Raw genomic sequence first — 20,153 nt, forward strand, 5'->3', positions numbered from 1 at the left:
ACCTCTTCTCCCTTCCCGGCAGTCTCAGCAGGATCAGCATGGATCGCATTCGCATCGTCGGCGGCAACCCGCTCAATGGCACCATTCCGATTTCGGGGGCGAAGAACGCCGCGCTGCCGTTGATGATCGCAGGTCTTTTGACCCCGGAGACGCTGATTCTGGACAATGTGCCGCGGCTGGCCGACGTCGCCCAGCTGCAGCGCATCCTCGGCAATCACGGCGTCGACATCACCGCGGTCGGCAAGCGGCTCGGCGACGGCGAGTATCAGGGCCAGACGCTGCAGATCTCGGCCGCCGAGATCATCGACACCACGGCGCCCTACGAGCTGGTGTCGCGGATGCGGGCGAGTTTCTGGGTGATCGCGCCGCTGGTGGCGCGGATGCACGAGGCGCGGGTGTCCCTGCCGGGCGGATGCGCGATCGGGACCCGGCCGGTCGATCTCTTGATCATGGCGCTGGAACGGCTCGGCGCGCAAATCGAGATCGACGGCGGCTATGCGGTGGCCAAGGCGCCCGGCGGCTTGCGCGGGGCGGAGATCATCTTTCCCAAGGTGACCGTGGGCGGCACCCATGTCGCGCTCATGGCCGCGACCCTCGCCAAGGGCACGAGCGTGATCAGCAACGCGGCCTGCGAGCCCGAGGTCAAGGATCTGGCCGAGTGCCTCAACAAGATGGGGGCGCGGATCGAGGGCGCGGGCACGCCGCGCATCGTCGTGGAGGGCGTCGAGGCGCTGCACGGCGCCCGCCACACCGTGCTGCCCGACCGGATCGAGGCCGGGACCTATGCGATCGCGACCGCGATGACCGGTGGCAATGTCCAGCTCGCGGGCGCCCGGCCCGAATTGCTGCAATCCGCGCTCGACGTGCTGGCGGAAGCCGGCGCCGAGATCACGGTCAACCACGAGGGCATTCGCGTCGTCCGCAATGGCAATGGCATCAAGCCGGTTCAGGTCACCACCGCACCGTTCCCCGGCTTTCCGACCGACCTGCAGGCGCAACTGATGGCCTTGATGGTGCGGGCGCAAGGGGCGTCCGCGATCACCGAGACCATCTTCGAGAACCGCTTCATGCATGTGCAGGAGCTCGCGCGTTTCGGCGCCAGGATCAGCCTCGACGGCGAGACCGCCCGCATCGAGGGGATTTCGACCTTGCGCGGGGCGCCGGTCATGGCGACCGATCTGCGCGCCTCCGTATCCCTTGTCATTGCGGGACTTGCCGCCGAAGGCGAAACCATGGTCAATCGCGTCTACCATCTCGATCGGGGTTTCGAGCGGCTCGAGGAGAAGCTGAAGGCCTGCGGCGCCGCGATCGAGCGCATCCGCGATTAGAGGAATGAGGACGGGGATGCCGTGACCGACCGGCTCAAACTGATCGCGCTCGACGCCGACGATCTCGCCGTCATCTCCACCCATGTGCAGGACGCGCGGGTGCAGATCGCCGACATCGTCTGGCGGCAGGCCGAGAAGCGGCTGGTGATCGGCATGAACCGGCTGGATTGGGAGCAGACCCTGGCCGGCGAGGCCAAGCCGCGCCGGCTGGTGGCGGCGCTCCGGTTCGACCGGGTGCTGGCCTGCAAGTCTCGCAAGATTGATCTTGAGGCACCCGATGCGGTGCTGGAGCTGATCGGGATCGAATTCCATTCCTCCGAGCCTCCCGGGGGCAGCGCGCTCTTGTTATTTTCCCATGGCGGGGCGCTCCGGCTCGACCTCGAGTGCCTGGAATGCGAGCTGACCGATCTGGGGCCGGACGATCTGGGGGCTGCTGATCTTGGCGAGGAGGCAGGGCCGGGCGCGAAGGGTTGACGGCCTCTCGCGGCCGCGCCATTGAGCAGGCATGGGCAGCACGCCCGAAGCCCGCCGGAAAGCTCCAGATGCCGATTCGACTGACCCGCAGCAGCGCCGATTTTGACGAGACGTTCCGGCGGTTTCTCGCCGCCAAACGCGAGGTCTCCGCCGATGTCGAGGCCGCCGCGCGCGCAATCGTCGACGACGTCGCCAAGCGCGGCGATGCGGCGCTGATCGAGGCGACGAAAAAGTTCGACCGGCTCGCGCTCGATGCCGCCGGTCTGCGGGTCACTTCTGCGGAGATCGACGCGGCCGTGAAGGCGTGTGATCCCGCAACGGTCGATGCATTGCGATTCGCCCGCGACCGCATCGAATCCTTTCACCTGAAGCAGCTGCCGAAAGACCAGCTGTTCGTCGACGATGCCGGTGTCGAGCTCGGCTGGCGCTGGAGCGCGATCGAATCCGCCGGCCTCTATGTCCCGGGCGGGACCGCCGCCTATCCGTCCTCGGTGCTGATGAATGCTGTCCCGGCCAAGGTGGCAGGCGTTGCGCGCCTGGTGATGGTGGTCCCGGCGCCCGATGGCAAGCTCAATCCGCTGGTGCTGGCTGCAGCCCAGCTCGGCGGCGTCTCCGAGATCTACCGCGTCGGCGGCGCCCAGGCCGTGGCCGCGCTGGCCCATGGCACCGCGACCATCGCGCCGGTCGCCAAGATCGTCGGCCCCGGTAACGCCTATGTCGCCGCCGCCAAGCGGCTCGTGTTCGGCAAGGTCGGCATTGACATGATCGCCGGCCCCTCCGAGGTGCTGGTGATCGCCGACGACACCGGCAACGCCGACTGGATCGCGGCCGACCTGCTGGCTCAGGCCGAGCATGATACCAGCGCGCAATCGATCCTGATCACCGACAGCCGGCGGCTCGCGGACGACGTCGCTCGGGCGGTCGAAGGTCAGCTCAAGACGCTCCCGCGCGCTCAGATCGCCGGCGCCTCCTGGGCCGATTTCGGCGCCATCATCGAGGTCGAGCATCTGGATCAGGCGGTGCCGCTGGCGGACGCCATCGCCGCCGAGCATCTGGAGATCATGACGCGCGACCCCGATGCCTTCGCCGCCAAGGTCCGCAACGCCGGTGCGATCTTCCTGGGCGCCCATACGCCGGAAGCGATCGGCGACTATGTCGGCGGCTCCAATCACGTGTTGCCGACCGCGCGTTCGGCGCGGTTCTCGTCCGGCCTCGGGGTGCTCGACTTCATGAAGCGGACCTCGCTTTTGAAATGCGGGCCTGAGCAGCTGCGCGCGCTTGGCCCTGCGGCGATGACGCTGGGCCAGGCGGAAGGCCTGGAGGCCCATTCACGCTCGGTGGGATTACGCCTCAACCTGCCATGACCCAGCACCCGCCAGGCGATGATGCGACCAACCAGATCGTCGCGGTGACGCTCGACGAGGAGTCGATCGGCCGGTCAGGGCCCGATATCGAGCACGAGCGGGCGATCGCGATCTACGACCTGATCGAGCAGAACGTGTTCGCGCCCGAAGGCGCTGAAGGCACCGGCCCGTTCACGCTGCATCTCGGCATCACCGCCAACCGGCTGATGTTCGACATCAAACGCCAGGACGGCACGCCGGTGGTGACGCATCTGTTGTCGCTGACGCCGTTCCGGCGGATCGTGAAGGATTATTTCATGATCTGCGACAGCTATTACCAGGCGATCCGCACCGCGACCCCCGACAAGATCGAGGCGATCGACATGGGCCGCCGCGGCATTCACGATGAGGGCTCGCGGACGCTGCAGGAGCGGCTCAAGGGCAAGGTGCGGATCGATTTCGAGACCGCGCGGCGGCTGTTCACCCTGATCACCGTCCTGCACTGGAAAGGTGAGGGCGCATGAGGCATGTGATTCCGCATATCGCGGCCGCCCTCCGGGCCGAGGGCCCGTAAGCGCATGGCGGAGGCTCCGCGTGCGCGCAATCCGCAGGCGGTGCTGTTCGCCTGTGGCCAGAACAGCGTTCGCTCGCCGATGGCCGAGAGCCTCCTGCAGCATATGTTCCCGCAAGCCCTCTATGTCCGCTCCGCCGGGGTTAAGAAGGGCGAGCTCGACCCGTTCGCGGTCTCCGTCATGGCCGAGCTCGGCCAAGACATATCCGGCCATAAGCCGACCACCTTCGCGGAGCTGGAGGACTGGGAGGGGCTGAATTTCGATCTCATCATCACCCTGTCGCCGGAGGCGCATCACAAGGCGCTGGAGCTGACCCGAACGGTTGCCGCTGATGTCGAATATTGGCCGACGCCGGATCCCACCGGCACCGACGGCAATCGCGAGCAGAAGCTCGCCGCCTATCGCGAGGTCTGTGACGCGCTCTATGCCCGGATCCGGAAACGCTTTGCCAAGCCTGGTCCCGCGGGGCTATGAGGGTGCTGGAGATGCCAAGTTGCGCACAGCTGTCATCGAACCGAAACATCCCCGTCGCGTCCTGCTCACGTTACCGTCTTAGACGAACCGCCGACCGCCCCACTCGCAAGCGCCGGCTTCGGGTTGTGGAATGACAGCCCATCCGATAGGTTCCGCGCGCCCTTCCCATTCCGAATCCCTCAGCCACCTCACGCATGCTCGGCCGCCCCAAAATCGTTCTTGCTTCCGGTTCGCCGCGGCGTCTGGCGCTGCTCAATCAGGCCGGCATCGAGCCCGACGCGCTGCGTCCGGCTGACGTCGACGAGACCCCCAAGCGCGGCGAGCTGCCGCGCGCCTGTGCCAATCGGTTGGCGCGGGTCAAGGCCGAGGCGGCGCTGAAATCGATCCAGCTCGATGATGAGCTGCGCGGCTCCTTCATCCTCGCCGCCGATACCGTGGTTGCGGTCGGCCGCCGCATCCTGCCCAAGGCCAATCTGGTCGACGAGGCCGCGCAATGCCTGCGATTGCTCTCAGGCCGCAACCACCGCGTCTACACCGCGATCACCCTGGTGACGCCGCGGGAGGCCTTTCGTCAAAGGCTGGTCGAGACCCGGGTCCGCTTCAAGCGCTTGGGCGAGGAAGATATTCAGGCCTATATCGGCTCCGGCGAATGGCGCGGGAAGGCCGGCGGCTACGCGGTGCAGGGCATTGCCGGCTCGTTCGTGGTCAAGCTGGTCGGCTCCTACACCAATGTGGTGGGGCTTCCGCTCTATGAGACGGTGAGCCTGCTCGCCGGCGAGGGGTTTCCGATCCGCTTCGGCTGGCTCAACGCGGTCGCCGTGTGACGCTCGACACGGCAACGCGGGACCGGTTTCCCGCGGGATTGTCCTGCCAGCCTAAGGCCGTTTTGGGGGTGCGCTGGCCGGTAATCGTGCCTAGATAAGCGCCGATGCCGAACGAATCGCCCATCAGGACCAAGGACGCCGCCAAATCCGTCCGCCGTTGCCCGATCTGCGGCCGCACCGCGGCGGAGGACCTGCGCCCGTTCTGCTCAGCCCGCTGCCGCGATGTCGACCTCCATCGCTGGCTCGCCGGCGCCTATGTCATCCCGGCCTCCGACGACGCGGATGACGTCGAATAGGTCAGCCTTTCAATGGTTTAAGGTCGATGACGGCGCGCTCCCCGGCTGCCCCGATGCGGTCGGCACGCGCGTCCCAGCAATGTGGAAACAATCCGCCTCCAGGCGGTAGACATCGCCGTCCCGGCCCACTATAACCCGCCGGCTCGTCGGGCTTTTTCGCCCCTAAGAGACCTCGCCCAGGTAGCTCAGTTGGTAGAGCATGCGACTGAAAATCGCAGTGTCGGTGGTTCGATTCCGCCCCTGGGCACCATAACTGCGCTTTCCCACGCTAGTGTACGATTGCGTTCGCTGGATGATCGGCGCGAAGGGCGTTCGCGAATTTCTCTCCCGACGCGCTCGTAAGCGTGCAGATCGCCGTGGTCCTGTGTCCGACCGTGCTCTTCGCTGTCATCGGCCCTGCAAGATTGACCTCCTAAGCTAGGCGATTAGCGTCCACAATTGCGGACTCATTGACCGGCCATGTTTGGCGCGCTGGGTACAGAGGGTTCATTGAATCCACGAGAACGCCACCGAGCTTCTAACGTCGAATACAGGGCAACTACTAAGACGTTGGGTATCCACGAGGTAAACGCCAGAATCGGAGACATGCTGGAATAGCTGCCGTACCCCAACGCGAAACCGATCGGAATCTGCAGGCGAAGGACAACGGCTCCGAAGGTCATCGCGTAGCTGAATCGCATAAGTAGCCGATGCCACTCAAGCCTTCCCCGTACGACCGAAATCCAAGCGGCCATAGTAGTGCCGATCCACAATACCGCGAGAATCCCGAAGCCGAGACCAGCTACCCAGCCACCCGAAGCAAATGGTGACGTAGCCAACGCTCCTGTGCCACCTATAACGCACGCTAGGACGTAAACTCGGCCGGAACAACGATGCAGCGTTGGATGGCGCGCTCGTAGCCCCGGAAAGAATTGGAGCGGTCCTAGGACCAAAGCGGCAGGAGCTACGAGCATGTGCATTAGCGCTTGCAGAGGCACTTGCAGTATGACTGCCTTAATATTCGGATCGATGCCGAACCACACATTTCCCAGCGCGGCGTAGTATCGCAAGGACTGCGCGGCTACGACCGTGGCGAGCACGACCATGATGGCCCGCCCAATTCGGGGCATGTATCTCTTCTGCATCTGTCTCACACCTGACCGCTTATTGTTGGTCAAACCGTTTGGTCTTACCGCCGGTATTTCCCGGAGGGTGAAGCCCGACTATGATTGGACCGTCTGGGCGGACAAGTATTGGGGGATCACCGGCACGGAAACAGGGATGAGAGAATGAGTGCTGGGACGAATAGCGCTTGTCACGTGACGAAAAGCGCTCCATTTGAGCTAGCCGCTGCTTCTTTCGGGATGATTGCAGCCGGCGAAGCGGTGATCGATCTGTCCAACGCGTTCACCCTGGTGCACAATTCGCTCCGTCACGGCCCGTGCGTCGCGCTGTGGATCAGGCAAGCGACCGTAGACTGCCTTGTGCCAGTCATCTGGGAGCAAGCGCTCGGGTCGCGATGATCAAAATTGCGCGGTACGTGTTTCGATCTCGCTGTCTGTCACGTCTCTCGCACTGATCAGCACCTCACCAACTGACAGCAGCCCCTCCGCCGGTCGCCTACGGCTTTTTCGAGTTTCCCTCGCTGTGCGTCTTCCGTGGTGGCCGCCAGCAACCTTCCTAGTCTCATCGCGAAATAGCCACAACAGGTAGGTCAAATTTTACTCAGGTCGGAAAAGGCATAGGACTGCTACGATGTTCTGGAAATCATCTCGCGCTTTGGGAGCCGCCCTCTATATCGCCGCATTTCCTGCAAGCGCGCAGCAGGGCGCGGAGATCGACGCGTGCATGGCCAAAGCCGACGGTGTTTCCTCGAAAATGTTGGATTGCGGCAAAGTCGAAATCGATAAGTGGGACTCGAGGCTGAATGCCGCCTATCAGACGCTTCTGCATAGGTCCGAGGGCAAGCAGCGAGCGCAATTGCAGCAAGAGCAGCGCGCCTGGCTTAAACATCATTTGAGCGAGACCCACCGTCTGGCTGTCGACCCCAACAATGGGTCCGTCGCATTCCTCGAATCGCAGTCTTTTGAACTGGATGACTTGGTCGAGCGAACGTTGGCGCTCGAAAAGCGCGTCAACGAGAAGCCTTGAGCGGTCGACACCTTCGTCAAATCAGCACTTGAAGCGGATGTCGGTAGTTGCGCCTCCAGGATTTGAACCTCGTTGGGGGCGAACAAGCGGCGGGTTCCGGGTGGCCATAAGAGTTGCTTCCCAGCGAGCCAGGCTGCCAGCCAATAACGGAGCGGGGCTCCCGCGATTGGGTTTCGGGATGCAATCGCCGCCATCATGCCAAGCGCTCACGCCACCATACTGAGAATAAACAGCAGTTCCTCGTGTCGGTGGTTGCGTATGATTCCCTCCCTGGGCACCATAACTGCGCTTTTCCCCGCTAGAGCACGATCTTGTACGATTGCGTTCGCTGGGTGATCGGCGCGAAGGGCGTTCGCGGATTTTCTCTTTCCGGGGCTCGCTAAGTTGACATGCGTTCAAATCCAGCCCCGTAACCAACTAAACAATGAGCCGGCAATCCTCTGGGATTGCCGGGTCGTTGTTTCCGAGGTCCGACTATTGATCTGTGAGCACCAACGCGCAGGGGCAACGCGAACGAGCAGGTTTTCGGCGATTTCGAACGCTCATCCGGCGGATTTCACCAATTCACGCCAGCGACTCGGCGCGATTCCGCTCCAGCTTTCGAAGGCCCGGCTGAAATGGGCGGGATCGCGGTAGCCGAGCATCCCCGCGATATCGGTGATCGGCCGCTCCGACTGGCACAGGAGCCTGATCGCCTGCCGCTGCAACGTGTTCCGCAAGAGGTCGGAGTAGCTCAGGCCGATCTCGCCCAGTCGGCGCTGCAACGTTCGTTTTGAGACTCCCGCCCGGCGAACAATGCCGGAAAGGGTTGGACGAGCGCCGAGTAGCTCGAGATCGATCAGGGCCGCAACATTGCCGGGTAGATCGTCCGGAGCGGGTATATCGAAAATCCGAGCGAGTTCGTCGGCGTCGAGCCCTTCCGTTCGATCCAGATGCGGATTGACGGCCACGAGCAGCCGCCGATCGAAAATGATCGTGCCGGGCGCGTCGCAGATCACCGTGGCGGCACCCATCTGCTCATCGATCGAACGCTGGGCCCGCGCCGTCAGGCCGCCGATCATGATCCGGCTCGGCAGCCAGCCGGCGCCGGCAAAATGCCGGACGACCGCGATCATGTACCAGATCGCGAGCATCTCGTTCTGCGGTCGCCCATCCGTCGCGGTGTCGGCCAGTTCGTAGGACCAGTGCACCTCTTTGCCATGGCGTCGGACGAGGAGCCTCGTCGCGCTCTGCAGCATGTGCGGCAAACTCGTCCCTGCGCGCTGGATCGCTTCGAGCAGGGTGGGGGCCTGAGTGACCCATTTGCCATAGACGCCGAGGCCAGCGATCGAAGTCCGACGGCCGAGACGTGCCGCGAAGACCTCATCGCGCAGCTCGCGTGACGACGCCGCAAGCAGCCGGAAATGGTCGCGCAAAGGCAAGAGCGTATCCGGCGATTCCAGCAGGCGGATAGGAAGCTCCGCACGGCGAAACACCCGCTCGATCGATCCGCCGGTCGCAGTGACGACCTCCGCGATCGGCCCGAGCGTGCTCGCACGTGTGTAGCCTGTTCGACGCATCTGCCCTCGCGCGCCACAAGTGCACCGATTTTGGCATGTCGAGGCATGCAGAGATCCGGCACGGACAATAGCATTCGGCTCTCTGCTCATGAACCGCGAACTCACAGGCCAGTTCGGGAAAAAATCACGGAGAACGCGAATGTGTCTCTATTGTCTGCAGCCGTCTTCAGGCGGCGGCCTCTCCAGGCGCGAGATGTTGCGGAGCGCGGCAACTCTCGGCCTGGCGCTGCCATTCGCTGGCCGCGCCTCGAGAACTGCCTTCGCTGCCGAACAGAGCGGTCCGCCGCCGGAAGAGTTCGTGAAAGGCATCGAGGACCTGCTCGCGCGGGCGCGTTCGCCCGAACTTGCCGGCTACCGCGTGTTCGAGATCAATGGCAATGACCTGCCGTGGATTGATCTCGGCCTTGCCGCCGCGAAAGGTCAGCAGATCACCTTTCTGCTCACCGGGCGAATGTGGGTGTCCCGGCAAGCTGATCTCTGGTTCAATCCCGGGCTGGTTTTCCATGCCCGCACGCGCGGCCGACGGCCGATGTACAGTCCGGGGGCCGATACAGGCACGATGACTGCCTCGCATGACGGCCCGCTCGAAGCAGCGCGCTCGGCTACGCAATTCGCCGATGAGGACGGCAGGCTCGCGACGCCGGAAGACGCCTACCGGAAGCAGGACGTGAAGATCACGGGCGTCGCGCTCATGTGGCGTGGTGAGGCCGCCGCGGGTCTTGCGAGCCTCTCCGCGCATGGCGATGTCGGCGGTCTCATCGCCGCCGAGATCGCGCGCCTGCGGCGCGACCGCAAGCTGCCGGAAGGCTGGTCCAATGTCTTCATGTTGGGCGGCGGCGCGGAAACCTTTAGCCGAGACGCCAATGGCGAGATCGTCTGCGAGAGCTCCGGAAGCGTCTCGATTATCGAGCGACCCCTGTCGACACCATTCGCCTCCCGCCCGACGCTCGGCTGGCGCTGGAAGATCGACCAGCTCCCGTCAAGGGTCGCGGAGGACCAAGCGCCCTTTCACGACTATCTCTCGATCGGCGTGAAATTCGAGGATGGACAGGACCTCACTTATTTCTGGAGCGCGGCGCTGCCGACCGGCAAAGTCTTTCGCTGTCCGCTGGCCGGCTGGAGCGCAGTCGAAACTCATATGGTCGTCCACTCCGGCGCGAAGGACCTCGGATCATGGTACGAGGTTGAGCGCGACATCGCTTCCGACTACGCTGCTCATATAGGAGGGGCGGCGAAGGCGATCTCTCACATCTGGCTGTTGGCGGTCACGCCTTTCCAGCGCGGCCGGGGAGCGTGCCGCTACGCCGACATCAGGATCGGTACGGCCGATGGCGCGGTGCGCAAGCTATAGAGGAGTGCCGATGTTGCTCACGCCACGAACCCCGGGACTATTCCATCGCAAGAATCGGATATTGCGCCTCCAAGTGACGCGATGATCGGTCGCGGGGCAGATTCGTCTGGTGGCACTGTGATACGACGTCGCGCTTGAGCAGGTCCATCATGCGCTAGGGTCGTCAATCAGCCGTTGCGGTCGCGCGAATGTTTCCAGCAGGTCGTGACGATCAATCAGGATTTCTCGGCCTCTGACGCGAACGCCATGCTCGGTCAATTGGGTCAGACCGCGAGATAGATTCTCGCGGGTTGTGCCGATATGCGACGCCAGCGTACCCCGATCGAAGGGAAGAAGGATATGGGCCGGTGCGCCATCCTTGTGGGCCTCGGTCAATATCCAGTTCGCAAGTCGTTCGACACTCGACCTTGCCACGTAGCCTTTCAATTTCTTGACGGCGCCTCGGTAGGCGAGGGCGAGCTCCCTTGCCACGATCCGGGCGAACGCAACGTCCCGGTCGAACACGGCACGAACCCGCTCCGCTGGGATCAGCAGGATCCGTGACTCCCGGATCGTCCGGGCCGAATTCAAATAGGGCTGGTCGCTGACCACGGCAGCGAGAATGAAGGTGGAGACTGGCTTCACGAGCGTGATTCCCCACTCGGCGTCGTCCTGTTCAGTAAAGATTTCGACCAGCCCGTCGACAAGCACATGCAGGAAATCGGCGGACCGTCCTTCGTGAATGAGATCCACGTGGCTTGGGAACTGCTGGAGCAGCGCGGCGTCAAGCAGGCTTTCGAGGTGCTGCGGGGCCATTTCCGAAAACAGCGGGAGGGCTTTCACTTGAAGGAGCTCTTGGGCGCGCAACTGTCTTGCCTCCGAATGGAATCGTGTGACTTTCGTCAAATAACCATCAGTCTTGTGTCAACTGTTTGTGTTGGATCAAATAATTTGCATTGCAGCAAAATACAGAACTGGCTGGTTCATGTGGCCTTCTTGATCCATCGCAATTCAGGACTCGACAGAGTCGGCAATCCAGTCCCCAGCCGAAGCTGAAGCAGTTTGTCGGGGGGCTATCATGGACGTTGTCGGTTCAAGTGCCGCGCATAGAGGTCGGGCCCTTTGGCTCTCGACCATCGCGTTCACAATTTGCTTTGCCGTCTGGACCATCTTCTCGATCATCGGGATTCGAATAAGGCAGGAACTCGGGCTCAACGACACCGAGTTCGGGCTGCTGGTCGGCACGCCCATCCTCAGCGGTTCGTTGATCCGTCTCGTCTTGGGGATCTGGACCGACCAATATGGCGGACGACGCGTCTACACCTTCGTCATGCTCGCTGCGGCGGTCGCGACATATCTGCTGACCTGGGCTCACAACTATCCGCAGTTCCTGCTTGCCGCCCTCTTCGTGGGCGTCGCGGGCGGGTCGTTCGCGGTAGGGGTTGCTTACGTGTCCCGATTCTACCCGCAGGGCAAGCAAGGCACCGCGCTTGGCATTTTCGGTGCTGGCAACGTCGGCGCTGCCGTGACCAAGTTCCTGGCGCCCTTCGTGCTCGTCGCCTACGGCTGGCAGACGGTTGCGCAGGTCTGGGCATTGGCCATCGGCGCAATGGGCATCATTTTCTGGATCTTCTCGGAAGAAGACCCTGTCGTTCGCGCGCGGCGCGAGAACAACCAAAAGCCGAAGAGTGCCTGGCTCGAGCTTGCGCCGCTGAAGAACATCCAGGTCTGGCGCTTTGCGCTCTACTACTTCTTCGTGTTCGGCGCGTTTGTTGCCCTGTCGCTGTGGCTGCCGCAATACCTGATCAAGGTGTACGGCGTCGACATCAAGACCGCCGGCATGATGGCAGCGATGTTCTCGTTTCCGGCGAGTGTGTTCCGCGCCTATGGCGGCCATCTCTCCGATCGCTATGGCGCGCGGCGTGTCATGTATTGGGCTTTGATGGTCGGCGTGGTGTCAACATTCGTGTTGTCCTACCCTCCTACCGACTATCTTGTTAAGACGGTCAACGGGACCGTCGGCTTCCATCTCGAAATGGGTGTGGTGCCCTTCACCGTGACGGTGTTCGTGCTCGGCTTCTTCATGGCGCTGGGCAAGGCCGCGGTCTACAAGCACATTCCAGTGTACTATGCGAACAACGTCGGTGCGGTCGGCGGCCTGGTCGGCATGATCGGCGGACTCGGCGGCTTCGTGCTTCCGATCGCGTTCGGCGCGCTCGTCGACCTGACCGGGCTTTGGACCAGCTGCTTCATGCTGCTGTTCCTGTTGGTCACGTCGGCGCTGATCTGGATGCACGTCTCGATCCGTCAGATGGAGCGTGGCGTTGTCGGCGAAGCCTTGAAGAAGCTTCCCGAGCTTCCCGAGATGGAGGAGATCCACAAGCCCGAGCATGTTGGCGTGCTGTCGGGTGTGGTGCTGACCGACTGGCGGCCGGAGGATTCGGAGTTCTGGCAGAGCGGCGGGCGCGCGATCGCGCGGCGCAACCTCTGGATATCGATCCCGGCGCTGCTGCTGTCTTTCGCAATCTGGCAGGTGTGGTCAGTGGTGGTCGCAAAGCTTCCATCGGTCGGTTTCAAGTTCACGACTGATGAGCTGTTCTGGCTGGCGGCACTGCCGGGTATCTCCGGCGCCGTACTCAGGATCTTCTACTCCTTCATGGTGCCGATTTTCGGCGGTCGGCTGTGGACCACGCTTGCCACCTGGTCGCTGCTGATCCCTGCCGTCGGTATCGGCTATGCCGTGCAAAATCCGGCGACGCCCTATCCGCTATTCCTTGGGCTTGCGCTGCTGTGCGGCTTCGGCGGCGGCAACTTCGCTTCCTCGATGTCCAACATTTCCTTCTTCTTCCCACGTGCGGAGAAGGGCAACGCGCTCGCGCTCAATGCCGGTCTCGGCAATCTCGGCGTCAGCGTCGTGCAATTCGTCGTTCCGCTCGTGATCACCGCGGGAGTGTTCGGCTGGTTCGGCGGTGACCCGGCCATGGTCAAGAATGGGACACAGCAGGCGCCGCTTTGGCTGCAGAACGCCGGCTTCATCTGGGTGCCGTTTATCGTCGCAAGCGCCTTCGCTGCCTGGTTCGGCATGAACGACATCGCCTCGGCAAAGGCGTCGTTCGCTGATCAGGCGGTGATCTTCCAACGCAGGCACAACTGGATCATGTGCTTGCTCTACACCGGAACCTTCGGCTCGTTCATCGGCTACTCCGCGGGCTTCCCGCTACTCGCCAAGACTCAGTTCCCGGCCGTGGATGCCTTGCAGTTCGCCTTCCTTGGTCCGCTGGTCGGCGCGCTCTCCCGTTCGGCCACCGGCTGGATGGCCGACAAGTGGGGAGGCGGACGGGTCACGGTGGGCGTGTTCATGCTGATGATGGTCGGCGTGCTCGGGGTCTTGTACTTCCTCGGCATCAAGGACCAGCCTGGCGCGTTCTGGGGTTTCTTTGCGATGTTCCTGCTGCTGTTCTTTGCGACGGGCGTCGGTAACGCGTCGACCTTCCAGATGATCCCGAACATCATGCGGAAGGAGATGGACCGCCTGATGCCGACCGCCGACGCCACGACCAAGCTCCGTCAGGCGGAGAAGGAGTCGGCTGCGATCACCGGCTTTACCTCGGCGATTGCCGCCTTCGGCGCCTTCTTCATTCCGAAGTCCTACGGGACGTCGATCGATTTCACCGGCGGCGTGCAGGCGGCGCTGTGGGGCTTCTTCGCCTTCTACGTGATCTGTGTGGTCGTCACCTGGGCCGTCTATACCCGCAAGGGTGGCGTGCTCCACGACATCGAACGCGGTGGCCGGATCCCGGCCGCAGCGCAGCCTGCCGAATAAGGAGGACGAGGATGAGTCACTTTCTGGACAGGCTTTCGTTCTTCACCCGGAGAAATGAAGAGTTCGCCGGAGGGCACGGCGTGACCACGAGCGAGGATCGCTCGTGGGAGGAGGGTTACCGGAAGCGGTGGCAACACGACAAGATCGTGCGCTCCACCCACGGGGTGAATTGCACGGGCTCGTGCTCGTGGAAGGTCTACGTCAAAGGCGGCATCGTCACCTGGGAAACCCAGCAGACGGACTATCCGCGCACGCGGCCCGATCTTCCGAACCACGAGCCGCGCGGCTGCGCGCGTGGCGCGAGCTATAGCTGGTACCTCTACTCCGGCAATCGCGTGAAATATCCGCTGGTGCGCTCGCGCCTCATCAAATTGTGGCGTGCCGCGCGTGCCACGATGACGCCGGTCGCAGCCTGGACGTCGATCGTGGAGAATCCGGACAAGCGCGCTTCCTATGTGCAGAAGCGCGGCCTCGGCGGCTTTGTTCGCGCCAACTGGGCCGAGGTGAACGAGATCATCGCCGCGGCGAATGCCTATACGGCGAAGACTTACGGTCCCGATCGCGTATTCGGCTTCTCGCCAATCCCGGCCATGTCGATGGTGAGCTACGCGGCCGGCGCACGCTATCTGTCGCTGCTCGGTGGCGTCTGCATGTCTTTCTACGACTGGTATTGCGACTTGCCGCCGGCATCGCCCCAGACCTGGGGCGAGCAGACCGACGTGCCGGAAAGCGCGGATTGGTACAATTCGGGCTTCCTGATTCTCTGGGGGTCCAACGTTCCGCAGACACGGACGCCCGATGCGCACTTCTATACCGAGGTCCGCTACAAGGGCGCCAAGAGCGTGGTGATCTGCCCCGACTACTCTGAGGCGTCGAAATTCGCGGACTTGTGGGTCTCGCCGAAGCAGGGAACCGATGCCGCCCTGGCTATGGCCATGGGCCACGTGATCCTGAAAGAATTCCACATCGATCGTCAGTCCAAGTATTTCAACGATTACGCGCGCCAGTATACGGACATGCCATTTCTGGTGCGTTTGGTGAAATCCGAGGGCCGGCTCGTCCCTGAGCGGTTCGTGCGCGCCTCGGATTTCGCCACTTCGCTTGATCAGTCGAACAATCCCGAGTGGAAGACGGTGGCTTACGATGAGACCACCGGCGACGTCGTCGTGCCCAACGGCTCCGTCGGCTTCCGTTGGGGCGAGAAGGGCAAGTGGAACCTGGAGGAAAAGGACAGCACGAGCCGCGCAACCAAGCTCCGTCTCTCGCTTGCGGAGATCAAGGACGAACTGGCCGACGTTGCTTTTCCCTATTTCGGCAATCGTGAGCACGATCACTTCGGTGGCACCGATCATCCGGACGTCCTGGTGCGGAAGGTTCCGGCCAAGCGCCTCGCGCTGAAGGATGGCGATGTTCTGGTGGCGTCCGTGTTCGATCTGTTCGTCGCCAACTACGGAGTCGATCGCGGCTTCGGAGGCGAGCATCTGGGCAAGAGCTACGACGATATCGAGCCGTACACGCCGGCATGGGCGGAGCGGATCTCGGGCGTGCCGCGTGATCAGATCATCACGGTCGCCCGGGAGTTTGCCCGCAACGCCGAAAAGACCGGTGGCCGCTCCATGGTCATCGTCGGCGCCGGGTTGAACCACTGGTACCACATGGATATGAACTATCGCGGCATCATCAATATGCTGGTGATGTGCGGTTGCGTCGGCCAGTCCGGCGGCGGTTGGTCGCACTATGTCGGTCAGGAAAAGCTACGTCCGCAGTCCGGCTGGACGCCGCTCGCCTTCGGGCTCGACTGGGGACGTCCGCCGCGCCAGATGAACTCGACCTCGGCGTTCTACGCGCATACGGATCAGTGGCGCTACGAGACGCTGGATGTACGCGAGATCCTGTCGCCGACGGCACCGGCCGGGCCCTGGGACGGCGCATTGATCGACTACAATGCGCGCGCCGAGCGCATGGGCTGGCTGCCGTCCGCGCCGCAGTTGAAGACCAATCCTCTCAAGGTCGCCGCGCTGGCCGCAGCCTCCGGTCTGGAAGCCAAGGATTATGTCGCGAAAGCGTTGAAGTCCGGCGAACTTCAACTGTCCTGCGAGGATCCCGACGATCCCAGCAACTGGCCGCGCAACATGTTCATCTGGCGCTCCAACCTGCTTGGCGCCTCGGGCAAGGGTCACGAATACTTCCTGAAACATCTGCTCGGCACCAAGCACGGCGTGCTTGGCAAGGATCTGGGTGAGCACGGCGCCAGGAAATCGATTGACGTGAAGTGGCGCGACCAGGCGCCTGAGGGCAAGCTCGACCTCCTGGTCACGCTCGATTTCCGGATGTCGACCACCTGCATGTATTCCGACATCGTCCTGCCGACCGCGACCTGGTATGAGAAGAACGATCTCAATACCTCGGACATGCATCCCTTCATTCACCCGCTGTCCGCTGCGATCGATCCGGTGTGGGAAGCGCGCAGCGATTGGGACATCTACAAGGGGATAGCGGAGGCCTTCTCCAAGGTCGCCCCGGAGGTTCTTGGCGTCGAAAAGGATGTCGTGCTCACACCCATCATGCACGACAGCGCGGGGGAGATTGCCCAGCCTTTCGACGTGAAGGATTGGAAGAAAGGTGAGATCGAGCCGATCCCCGGCAAGACCATGCCGGCCGTGACCGTGGTCGAGCGCGACTACCCGAACCTCTACAAGCGGTTCACCTCTCTCGGACCGCTCATGAACAAGCTCGGCAATGGCGGCAAGGGCATGGCCTGGAATACCGACCATGAGGTCGACCTGCTCAAGAAGCTCAACGGCTCGGTGACCGAGGAAGGGCCGACCAAGGGGCTCGCCCGGATCGATACCGCCATCGATGCCTGCGAAGTGATCCTGAGCCTTGCGCCGGAAACCAATGGCGAGGTGGCGGTCAAGGCTTGGACCTCGTTGGAGGGCTTTACCGGCCGAGATCATACGCATCTGGCGCTGCCCAAAGAGGACGAGAAGATCCGTTATCGCGACATCGTCGCGCAACCGCGCAAGATCATCTCGTCACCGATCTGGTCCGGCCTCGAGTCGGAAAAGGTCTGTTACAACGCAGGCTATACCAACGTCCATGAACTGATCCCGTGGCGTACGTTGACCGGCCGCCAGCAGCTCTATCAGGACCATCTCTGGATGCGCGCCTTCGGCGAGGGCTTCTGCGTCTACCGCCCGCCGATCGACACCAAGACGGTCAAGCCGGTGATCGATCGCAAGCCGAACGGCAATGCGCAGGTGGTGTTGAACTTCATCACGCCGCATCAGAAGTGGGGCATCCATTCCACCTATACCGACAACCTCCTGATGCTGACGTTGTCGCGCGGTGGTCCCATCGTCTGGATCAGCGAGATCGATGCCAAGGCCGCCGGCATCGTCGATAACGACTGGATCGAGGCCTACAACACCAACGGCGCGCTGGTGGCGCGCGCCGTGGTCTCGCAGCGCGTCAAGCAGGGCATGTGCATGATGTATCACGCACAGGAGAAGATCGTGAACGTACCTGGTTCGGAGCAGACCGGGCAGCGAGGTGGCATCCACAACTCGGTCACGCGCGCGGTCGTCAAACCCACGCACATGATCGGCGGGTATGCGCAGCAGGCGTATGGCTTCAACTACTACGGAACGGTCGGCTCCAACCGTGACGAATTCGTCATCGTCCGCAAGATGTCCAAAATCGACTGGCTGGATCGACCCGTCACCGAGCAGTCCGGCAAGAGCAGCCTGGAGGCCGCAGAATGAAGATCCGCGCTCAAATTGCGATGGTGCTCAACCTCGACAAGTGCATCGGTTGTCACACCTGCAGCGTCACCTGCAAGAATGTCTGGACCAGCCGCGAGGGCATGGAATACGCTTGGTTCAACAATGTCGAAACCAAGCCCGGCATTGGCTATCCCAAGGATTGGGAGAACCAGGCGCGCTGGAAGGGCGGCTGGAAACGCAACCGGAACGGCTCGATCCAGCCACGCATTGGCGGCAAGTGGCGGGTGCTGGCTAACATCTTCGCCAATCCGGACCTGCCGGAGATCGACGACTACTACGAGCCTTTCACGTTCGACTATCCGCATCTGCAGCAGGCGCCGGAACAGCCGGCGGTGCCGACCGCGCGGCCGCGCTCGCTCGTCTCGGGCGAGCGGATGGAAAAGATCGAATGGGGACCCAACTGGGAAGAGATCCTCGGCGGCGAGTTCGCCAGGCGCTCGCAGGACTACAATTTCGACGGCGTGCAGAAGGACATCTACGGCCAGTTCGAAAACACCTTCATGATGTATCTGCCGCGGCTGTGCGAGCACTGCCTCAATCCGGCCTGCGTTGCATCCTGTCCGTCCGGCGCGATCTACAAGCGTGAGGAGGACGGCATCGTCCTGATCGATCAGGACAAGTGCCGCGGCTGGCGGATGTGCGTCTCCGGGTGTCCGTACAAGAAGATCTATTACAACTGGTCCTCGGGCAAATCGGAGAAGTGCATCTTCTGCTATCCGCGCATCGAGGCCGGTCAGCCGACGGTGTGCTCGGAGACCTGCGTCGGGCGCATTCGTTATCTCGGCGTCGTCCTGTATGACGCCGATCGCATCGCGGACGCGGCGAGCCGGCCCGACGAGCGGGATCTCTACCAGGCTCAGCTCGACATCTTCCTCGATCCCAAAGATCCCGCAATCATCGCCGAAGCAGAGCGGCAGGGCATTCCGCATGCATGGCTGGAGGCCGCCAAAGCATCGCCGATCTGGAAGATGGCGATGGAATGGAAGGTCGCGTTTCCGCTGCACCCGGAATATCGCACGCTGCCGATGGTCTGGTACGTACCTCCGCTGTCGCCGATCACCTCGGCGGCGGCTGCCGGCAAGATCGGGCTCGACGGCGAGATGCCGGACGTGAAGTCGCTGCGCATTCCCATGCGCTATCTCGCCAATCTCCTGACCGCTGGCGACGAAAGGCCGGTTGCGCTCGCCCTTGAGCGCATGCTGGCGATGCGCGCCTTCATGCGCGCCAAGACGATCGACGGCGTGATTGACGAGGTGATCGCAAAGCGGGTGGGACTTACCTCAGCTCAGATCGACGAAATGTATCAGATCATGGCGATCGCCAACTACGAGGATCGCTTCGTGATCCCGACCGCCCATCGAGAATTGGGGGCCGATGCCTTCGATATCCGCGGCTCGTGCGGGTTCACCTTCGGCAATGGCTGCTCTGGCGGTGAAAACGAGGTCAACCTGTTCGGCACGCCGCGAAAAGCGAGAAATCCGATGGAGATGGCGTGATGAGAACCTTCAAGGTGCTTTCAGCGCTGCTGACCTATCCGGACGAGGAACTGGTCGGTGCAGCCGCCGAGTTCGCCGACGTGCTGGAGACCGAGGCGCTTGTTCCTGCCGCGCAACGAGGCGCGCTCGATCGTCTGATCGATGAAGTCTCGACAACTGACGTCTACGATCTGCAGGAACAGTACGGCCAATTGTTCGATCGCAGCAAGACGCTGGCGCTCTATCTGTTCGAGCATGTGCATGGAGAGAGCCGGGACCGTGGTCAGGCAATGATCGATTTGAGAGCCATGTACGAGAAGGCTGGCCTCGTCATCGACGCCAACGAACTGCCGGACTATCTGCCGCTCTTTCTTGAATTCCTCTCGGTGCGGCCCGTTGAGGAAGCGCGGCTATTGCTTGCCGACACAGCGCATATCCTCGCCGCCTTGGCCGAACGTCTGGGCCGAAGGCAGTCGCCCTACAAAGCGGTATTTGACGCCCTGGTCGCTATGGCCGACGAGGCGCCGCAGCGCGAGGTCGTCGACGAGCTGTTGAAGAGCCCCGATTCAGATCCGATGGATCTCAAGGCCCTCGATGCAGCCTGGGAAGAGGAAGAAGTGAGGTTTGGCCCGGGCGCCCAGGGGCAGGGCGCCTGCGGTAAGGAGGGGCTGATCGCGAAGCTTCGCCACGCCCGTCGGGCGGTCAACCCGGCGCCGCCAACAATGCAATAGGGGACGACC

The 20,153-nt window shown here is 62.8% G+C and carries 16 protein-coding genes and 1 tRNA gene; 14 read left to right on the plus strand and 3 right to left on the minus strand.

The genetic code is table 11. From position 1 onward, the window contains the following. Nucleotides 1–38 precede the first annotated feature (38 nt). The 8 genes from murA (at nt 39) to ACQR1W_RS25955 (ending at nt 5,561) form a co-directional block, all read left to right on the plus strand. Complete coding sequence (gene murA, locus ACQR1W_RS25920) at nt 39–1,328, plus strand: UDP-N-acetylglucosamine 1-carboxyvinyltransferase (protein ID WP_434853482.1); 1,290 nt, start codon at nt 39–41, stop codon at nt 1,326–1,328. A gap of 21 nt (nt 1,329–1,349) precedes the next feature. Then, nucleotides 1,350–1,802: a DUF2948 family protein gene (locus ACQR1W_RS25925; RefSeq protein WP_434853483.1), complete on the plus strand. Its 453-nt coding sequence runs from the start codon at nt 1,350–1,352 to the stop codon at nt 1,800–1,802. A 68-nt stretch (nt 1,803–1,870) separates the two neighbouring features. Next, nucleotides 1,871–3,166, plus strand: coding sequence for a histidinol dehydrogenase (hisD, locus tag ACQR1W_RS25930; RefSeq protein ID WP_434853484.1), 1,296 nt, complete (start codon nt 1,871–1,873; stop codon nt 3,164–3,166). Continuing rightward, nucleotides 3,163–3,669, plus strand: coding sequence for a UPF0262 family protein (locus ACQR1W_RS25935; RefSeq protein WP_008967123.1), 507 nt, complete (start codon nt 3,163–3,165; stop codon nt 3,667–3,669). Before hisD ends, ACQR1W_RS25935 begins: the two co-directional genes overlap by 4 nt. 54 nt (nt 3,670–3,723) lie before the next feature. Continuing rightward, complete coding sequence (locus ACQR1W_RS25940; protein ID WP_008967124.1) at nt 3,724–4,191, plus strand: low molecular weight phosphatase family protein; 468 nt, start codon at nt 3,724–3,726, stop codon at nt 4,189–4,191. A 194-nt stretch (nt 4,192–4,385) separates the two neighbouring features. Continuing rightward, on the plus strand, nt 4,386–5,015 hold the full coding sequence (locus ACQR1W_RS25945; protein WP_008967125.1) for a Maf-like protein: 630 nt from the start codon (nt 4,386–4,388) through the stop codon (nt 5,013–5,015). A 104-nt stretch (nt 5,016–5,119) separates the two neighbouring features. Next, nucleotides 5,120–5,311: a DNA gyrase inhibitor YacG gene (yacG, locus tag ACQR1W_RS25950; protein WP_434853485.1), complete on the plus strand. Its 192-nt coding sequence runs from the start codon at nt 5,120–5,122 to the stop codon at nt 5,309–5,311. 174 nt (nt 5,312–5,485) lie between these two features. Continuing rightward, nucleotides 5,486–5,561 (plus strand) — tRNA-Phe (locus tag ACQR1W_RS25955). Nucleotides 5,562–5,757: 196 nt separating this feature from the next. On the opposite strand, the gene ACQR1W_RS25960 is transcribed toward ACQR1W_RS25955, so the two are convergent. Next, nucleotides 5,758–6,435 (minus strand): DUF2306 domain-containing protein, encoded by a 678-nt coding sequence (locus ACQR1W_RS25960; RefSeq protein ID WP_434853486.1) that lies wholly within the window; start codon nt 6,433–6,435, stop codon nt 5,758–5,760. Nucleotides 6,436–7,045: 610 nt separating this feature from the next. On the opposite strand from ACQR1W_RS25960, the gene ACQR1W_RS25965 reads away from it, so the two are divergent. Then, nucleotides 7,046–7,441: a lysozyme inhibitor LprI family protein gene (locus ACQR1W_RS25965; protein ID WP_434853487.1), complete on the plus strand. Its 396-nt coding sequence runs from the start codon at nt 7,046–7,048 to the stop codon at nt 7,439–7,441. Between the two features lie 542 nt (nt 7,442–7,983). On the opposite strand, the gene ACQR1W_RS25970 is transcribed toward ACQR1W_RS25965, so the two are convergent. Further along, nucleotides 7,984–9,000, minus strand: coding sequence for an AraC family transcriptional regulator ligand-binding domain-containing protein (locus ACQR1W_RS25970; protein ID WP_434853488.1), 1,017 nt, complete (start codon nt 8,998–9,000; stop codon nt 7,984–7,986). Nucleotides 9,001–9,139: 139 nt separating this feature from the next. On the opposite strand from ACQR1W_RS25970, the gene ACQR1W_RS25975 reads away from it, so the two are divergent. After that, nucleotides 9,140–10,351, plus strand: a complete 1,212-nt coding sequence (locus tag ACQR1W_RS25975) for a DUF3047 domain-containing protein (protein WP_434853489.1) — start codon at nt 9,140–9,142, stop codon at nt 10,349–10,351. A 147-nt stretch (nt 10,352–10,498) separates the two neighbouring features. Here ACQR1W_RS25975 and ACQR1W_RS25980 read toward each other — a convergent pair whose 3' ends face one another. Further along, on the minus strand, nt 10,499–11,236 hold the full coding sequence (locus tag ACQR1W_RS25980) for a helix-turn-helix domain-containing protein (protein ID WP_434853490.1): 738 nt from the start codon (nt 11,234–11,236) through the stop codon (nt 10,499–10,501). Between the two features lie 172 nt (nt 11,237–11,408). On the opposite strand from ACQR1W_RS25980, the gene ACQR1W_RS25985 reads away from it, so the two are divergent. The 4 genes from ACQR1W_RS25985 to narJ are packed head-to-tail and all read left to right on the plus strand — an operon-like array spanning nt 11,409 to nt 20,144. Further along, on the plus strand, nt 11,409–14,153 hold the full coding sequence (locus ACQR1W_RS25985; RefSeq protein ID WP_434853491.1) for a nitrate/nitrite transporter: 2,745 nt from the start codon (nt 11,409–11,411) through the stop codon (nt 14,151–14,153). Nucleotides 14,154–14,164: 11 nt separating this feature from the next. After that, a complete protein-coding gene (locus ACQR1W_RS25990; RefSeq protein ID WP_434853492.1) occupies nt 14,165–17,917 on the plus strand; it encodes a nitrate reductase subunit alpha in 3,753 nt (1,250 codons plus the stop codon). Beyond that, nucleotides 17,914–19,434, plus strand: coding sequence for a nitrate reductase subunit beta (narH, locus tag ACQR1W_RS25995; RefSeq protein ID WP_434853493.1), 1,521 nt, complete (start codon nt 17,914–17,916; stop codon nt 19,432–19,434). Before ACQR1W_RS25990 ends, narH begins: the two co-directional genes overlap by 4 nt. Then, nucleotides 19,434–20,144 (plus strand): nitrate reductase molybdenum cofactor assembly chaperone, encoded by a 711-nt coding sequence (gene narJ / locus ACQR1W_RS26000; RefSeq protein WP_434853494.1) that lies wholly within the window; start codon nt 19,434–19,436, stop codon nt 20,142–20,144. Before narH ends, narJ begins: the two co-directional genes overlap by 1 nt. Nucleotides 20,145–20,153: the final 9 nt, after the last annotated feature.

Source organism: Bradyrhizobium sp. HKCCYLS1011, from assembly GCF_051167795.1.
In the GTDB taxonomy this organism is placed as follows: Bacteria; Pseudomonadota; Alphaproteobacteria; order Rhizobiales; family Xanthobacteraceae; genus Bradyrhizobium.

Excerpts from the sequence above, each read along its gene's own strand:
- narH (WP_434853493.1), top strand. The coding sequence starts at position 17,914 with ATGAAGATCCGCGCTCAAATTGCGATGGTGCTCAACCTCGACAAGTGC.
- ACQR1W_RS25970 (WP_434853488.1), bottom strand. The coding sequence starts at position 9,000 with ATGCGTCGAACAGGCTACACACGTGCGAGCACGCTCGGGCCGATCGCG.
- yacG (WP_434853485.1), top strand. The coding sequence starts at position 5,120 with ATGCCGAACGAATCGCCCATCAGGACCAAGGACGCCGCCAAATCCGTC.
- ACQR1W_RS25990 (WP_434853492.1), top strand. The coding sequence starts at position 14,165 with ATGAGTCACTTTCTGGACAGGCTTTCGTTCTTCACCCGGAGAAATGAA.
- hisD (WP_434853484.1), top strand. The coding sequence starts at position 1,871 with ATGCCGATTCGACTGACCCGCAGCAGCGCCGATTTTGACGAGACGTTC.
- murA (WP_434853482.1), top strand. The coding sequence starts at position 39 with ATGGATCGCATTCGCATCGTCGGCGGCAACCCGCTCAATGGCACCATT.
- ACQR1W_RS25940 (WP_008967124.1), top strand. The coding sequence starts at position 3,724 with ATGGCGGAGGCTCCGCGTGCGCGCAATCCGCAGGCGGTGCTGTTCGCC.
- ACQR1W_RS25960 (WP_434853486.1), bottom strand. The coding sequence starts at position 6,435 with ATGCAGAAGAGATACATGCCCCGAATTGGGCGGGCCATCATGGTCGTG.
- ACQR1W_RS25975 (WP_434853489.1), top strand. The coding sequence starts at position 9,140 with ATGTGTCTCTATTGTCTGCAGCCGTCTTCAGGCGGCGGCCTCTCCAGG.
- ACQR1W_RS25965 (WP_434853487.1), top strand. The coding sequence starts at position 7,046 with ATGTTCTGGAAATCATCTCGCGCTTTGGGAGCCGCCCTCTATATCGCC.
- ACQR1W_RS25945 (WP_008967125.1), top strand. The coding sequence starts at position 4,386 with ATGCTCGGCCGCCCCAAAATCGTTCTTGCTTCCGGTTCGCCGCGGCGT.
- ACQR1W_RS25935 (WP_008967123.1), top strand. The coding sequence starts at position 3,163 with ATGACCCAGCACCCGCCAGGCGATGATGCGACCAACCAGATCGTCGCG.
- ACQR1W_RS25985 (WP_434853491.1), top strand. The coding sequence starts at position 11,409 with ATGGACGTTGTCGGTTCAAGTGCCGCGCATAGAGGTCGGGCCCTTTGG.
- narJ (WP_434853494.1), top strand. The coding sequence starts at position 19,434 with ATGAGAACCTTCAAGGTGCTTTCAGCGCTGCTGACCTATCCGGACGAG.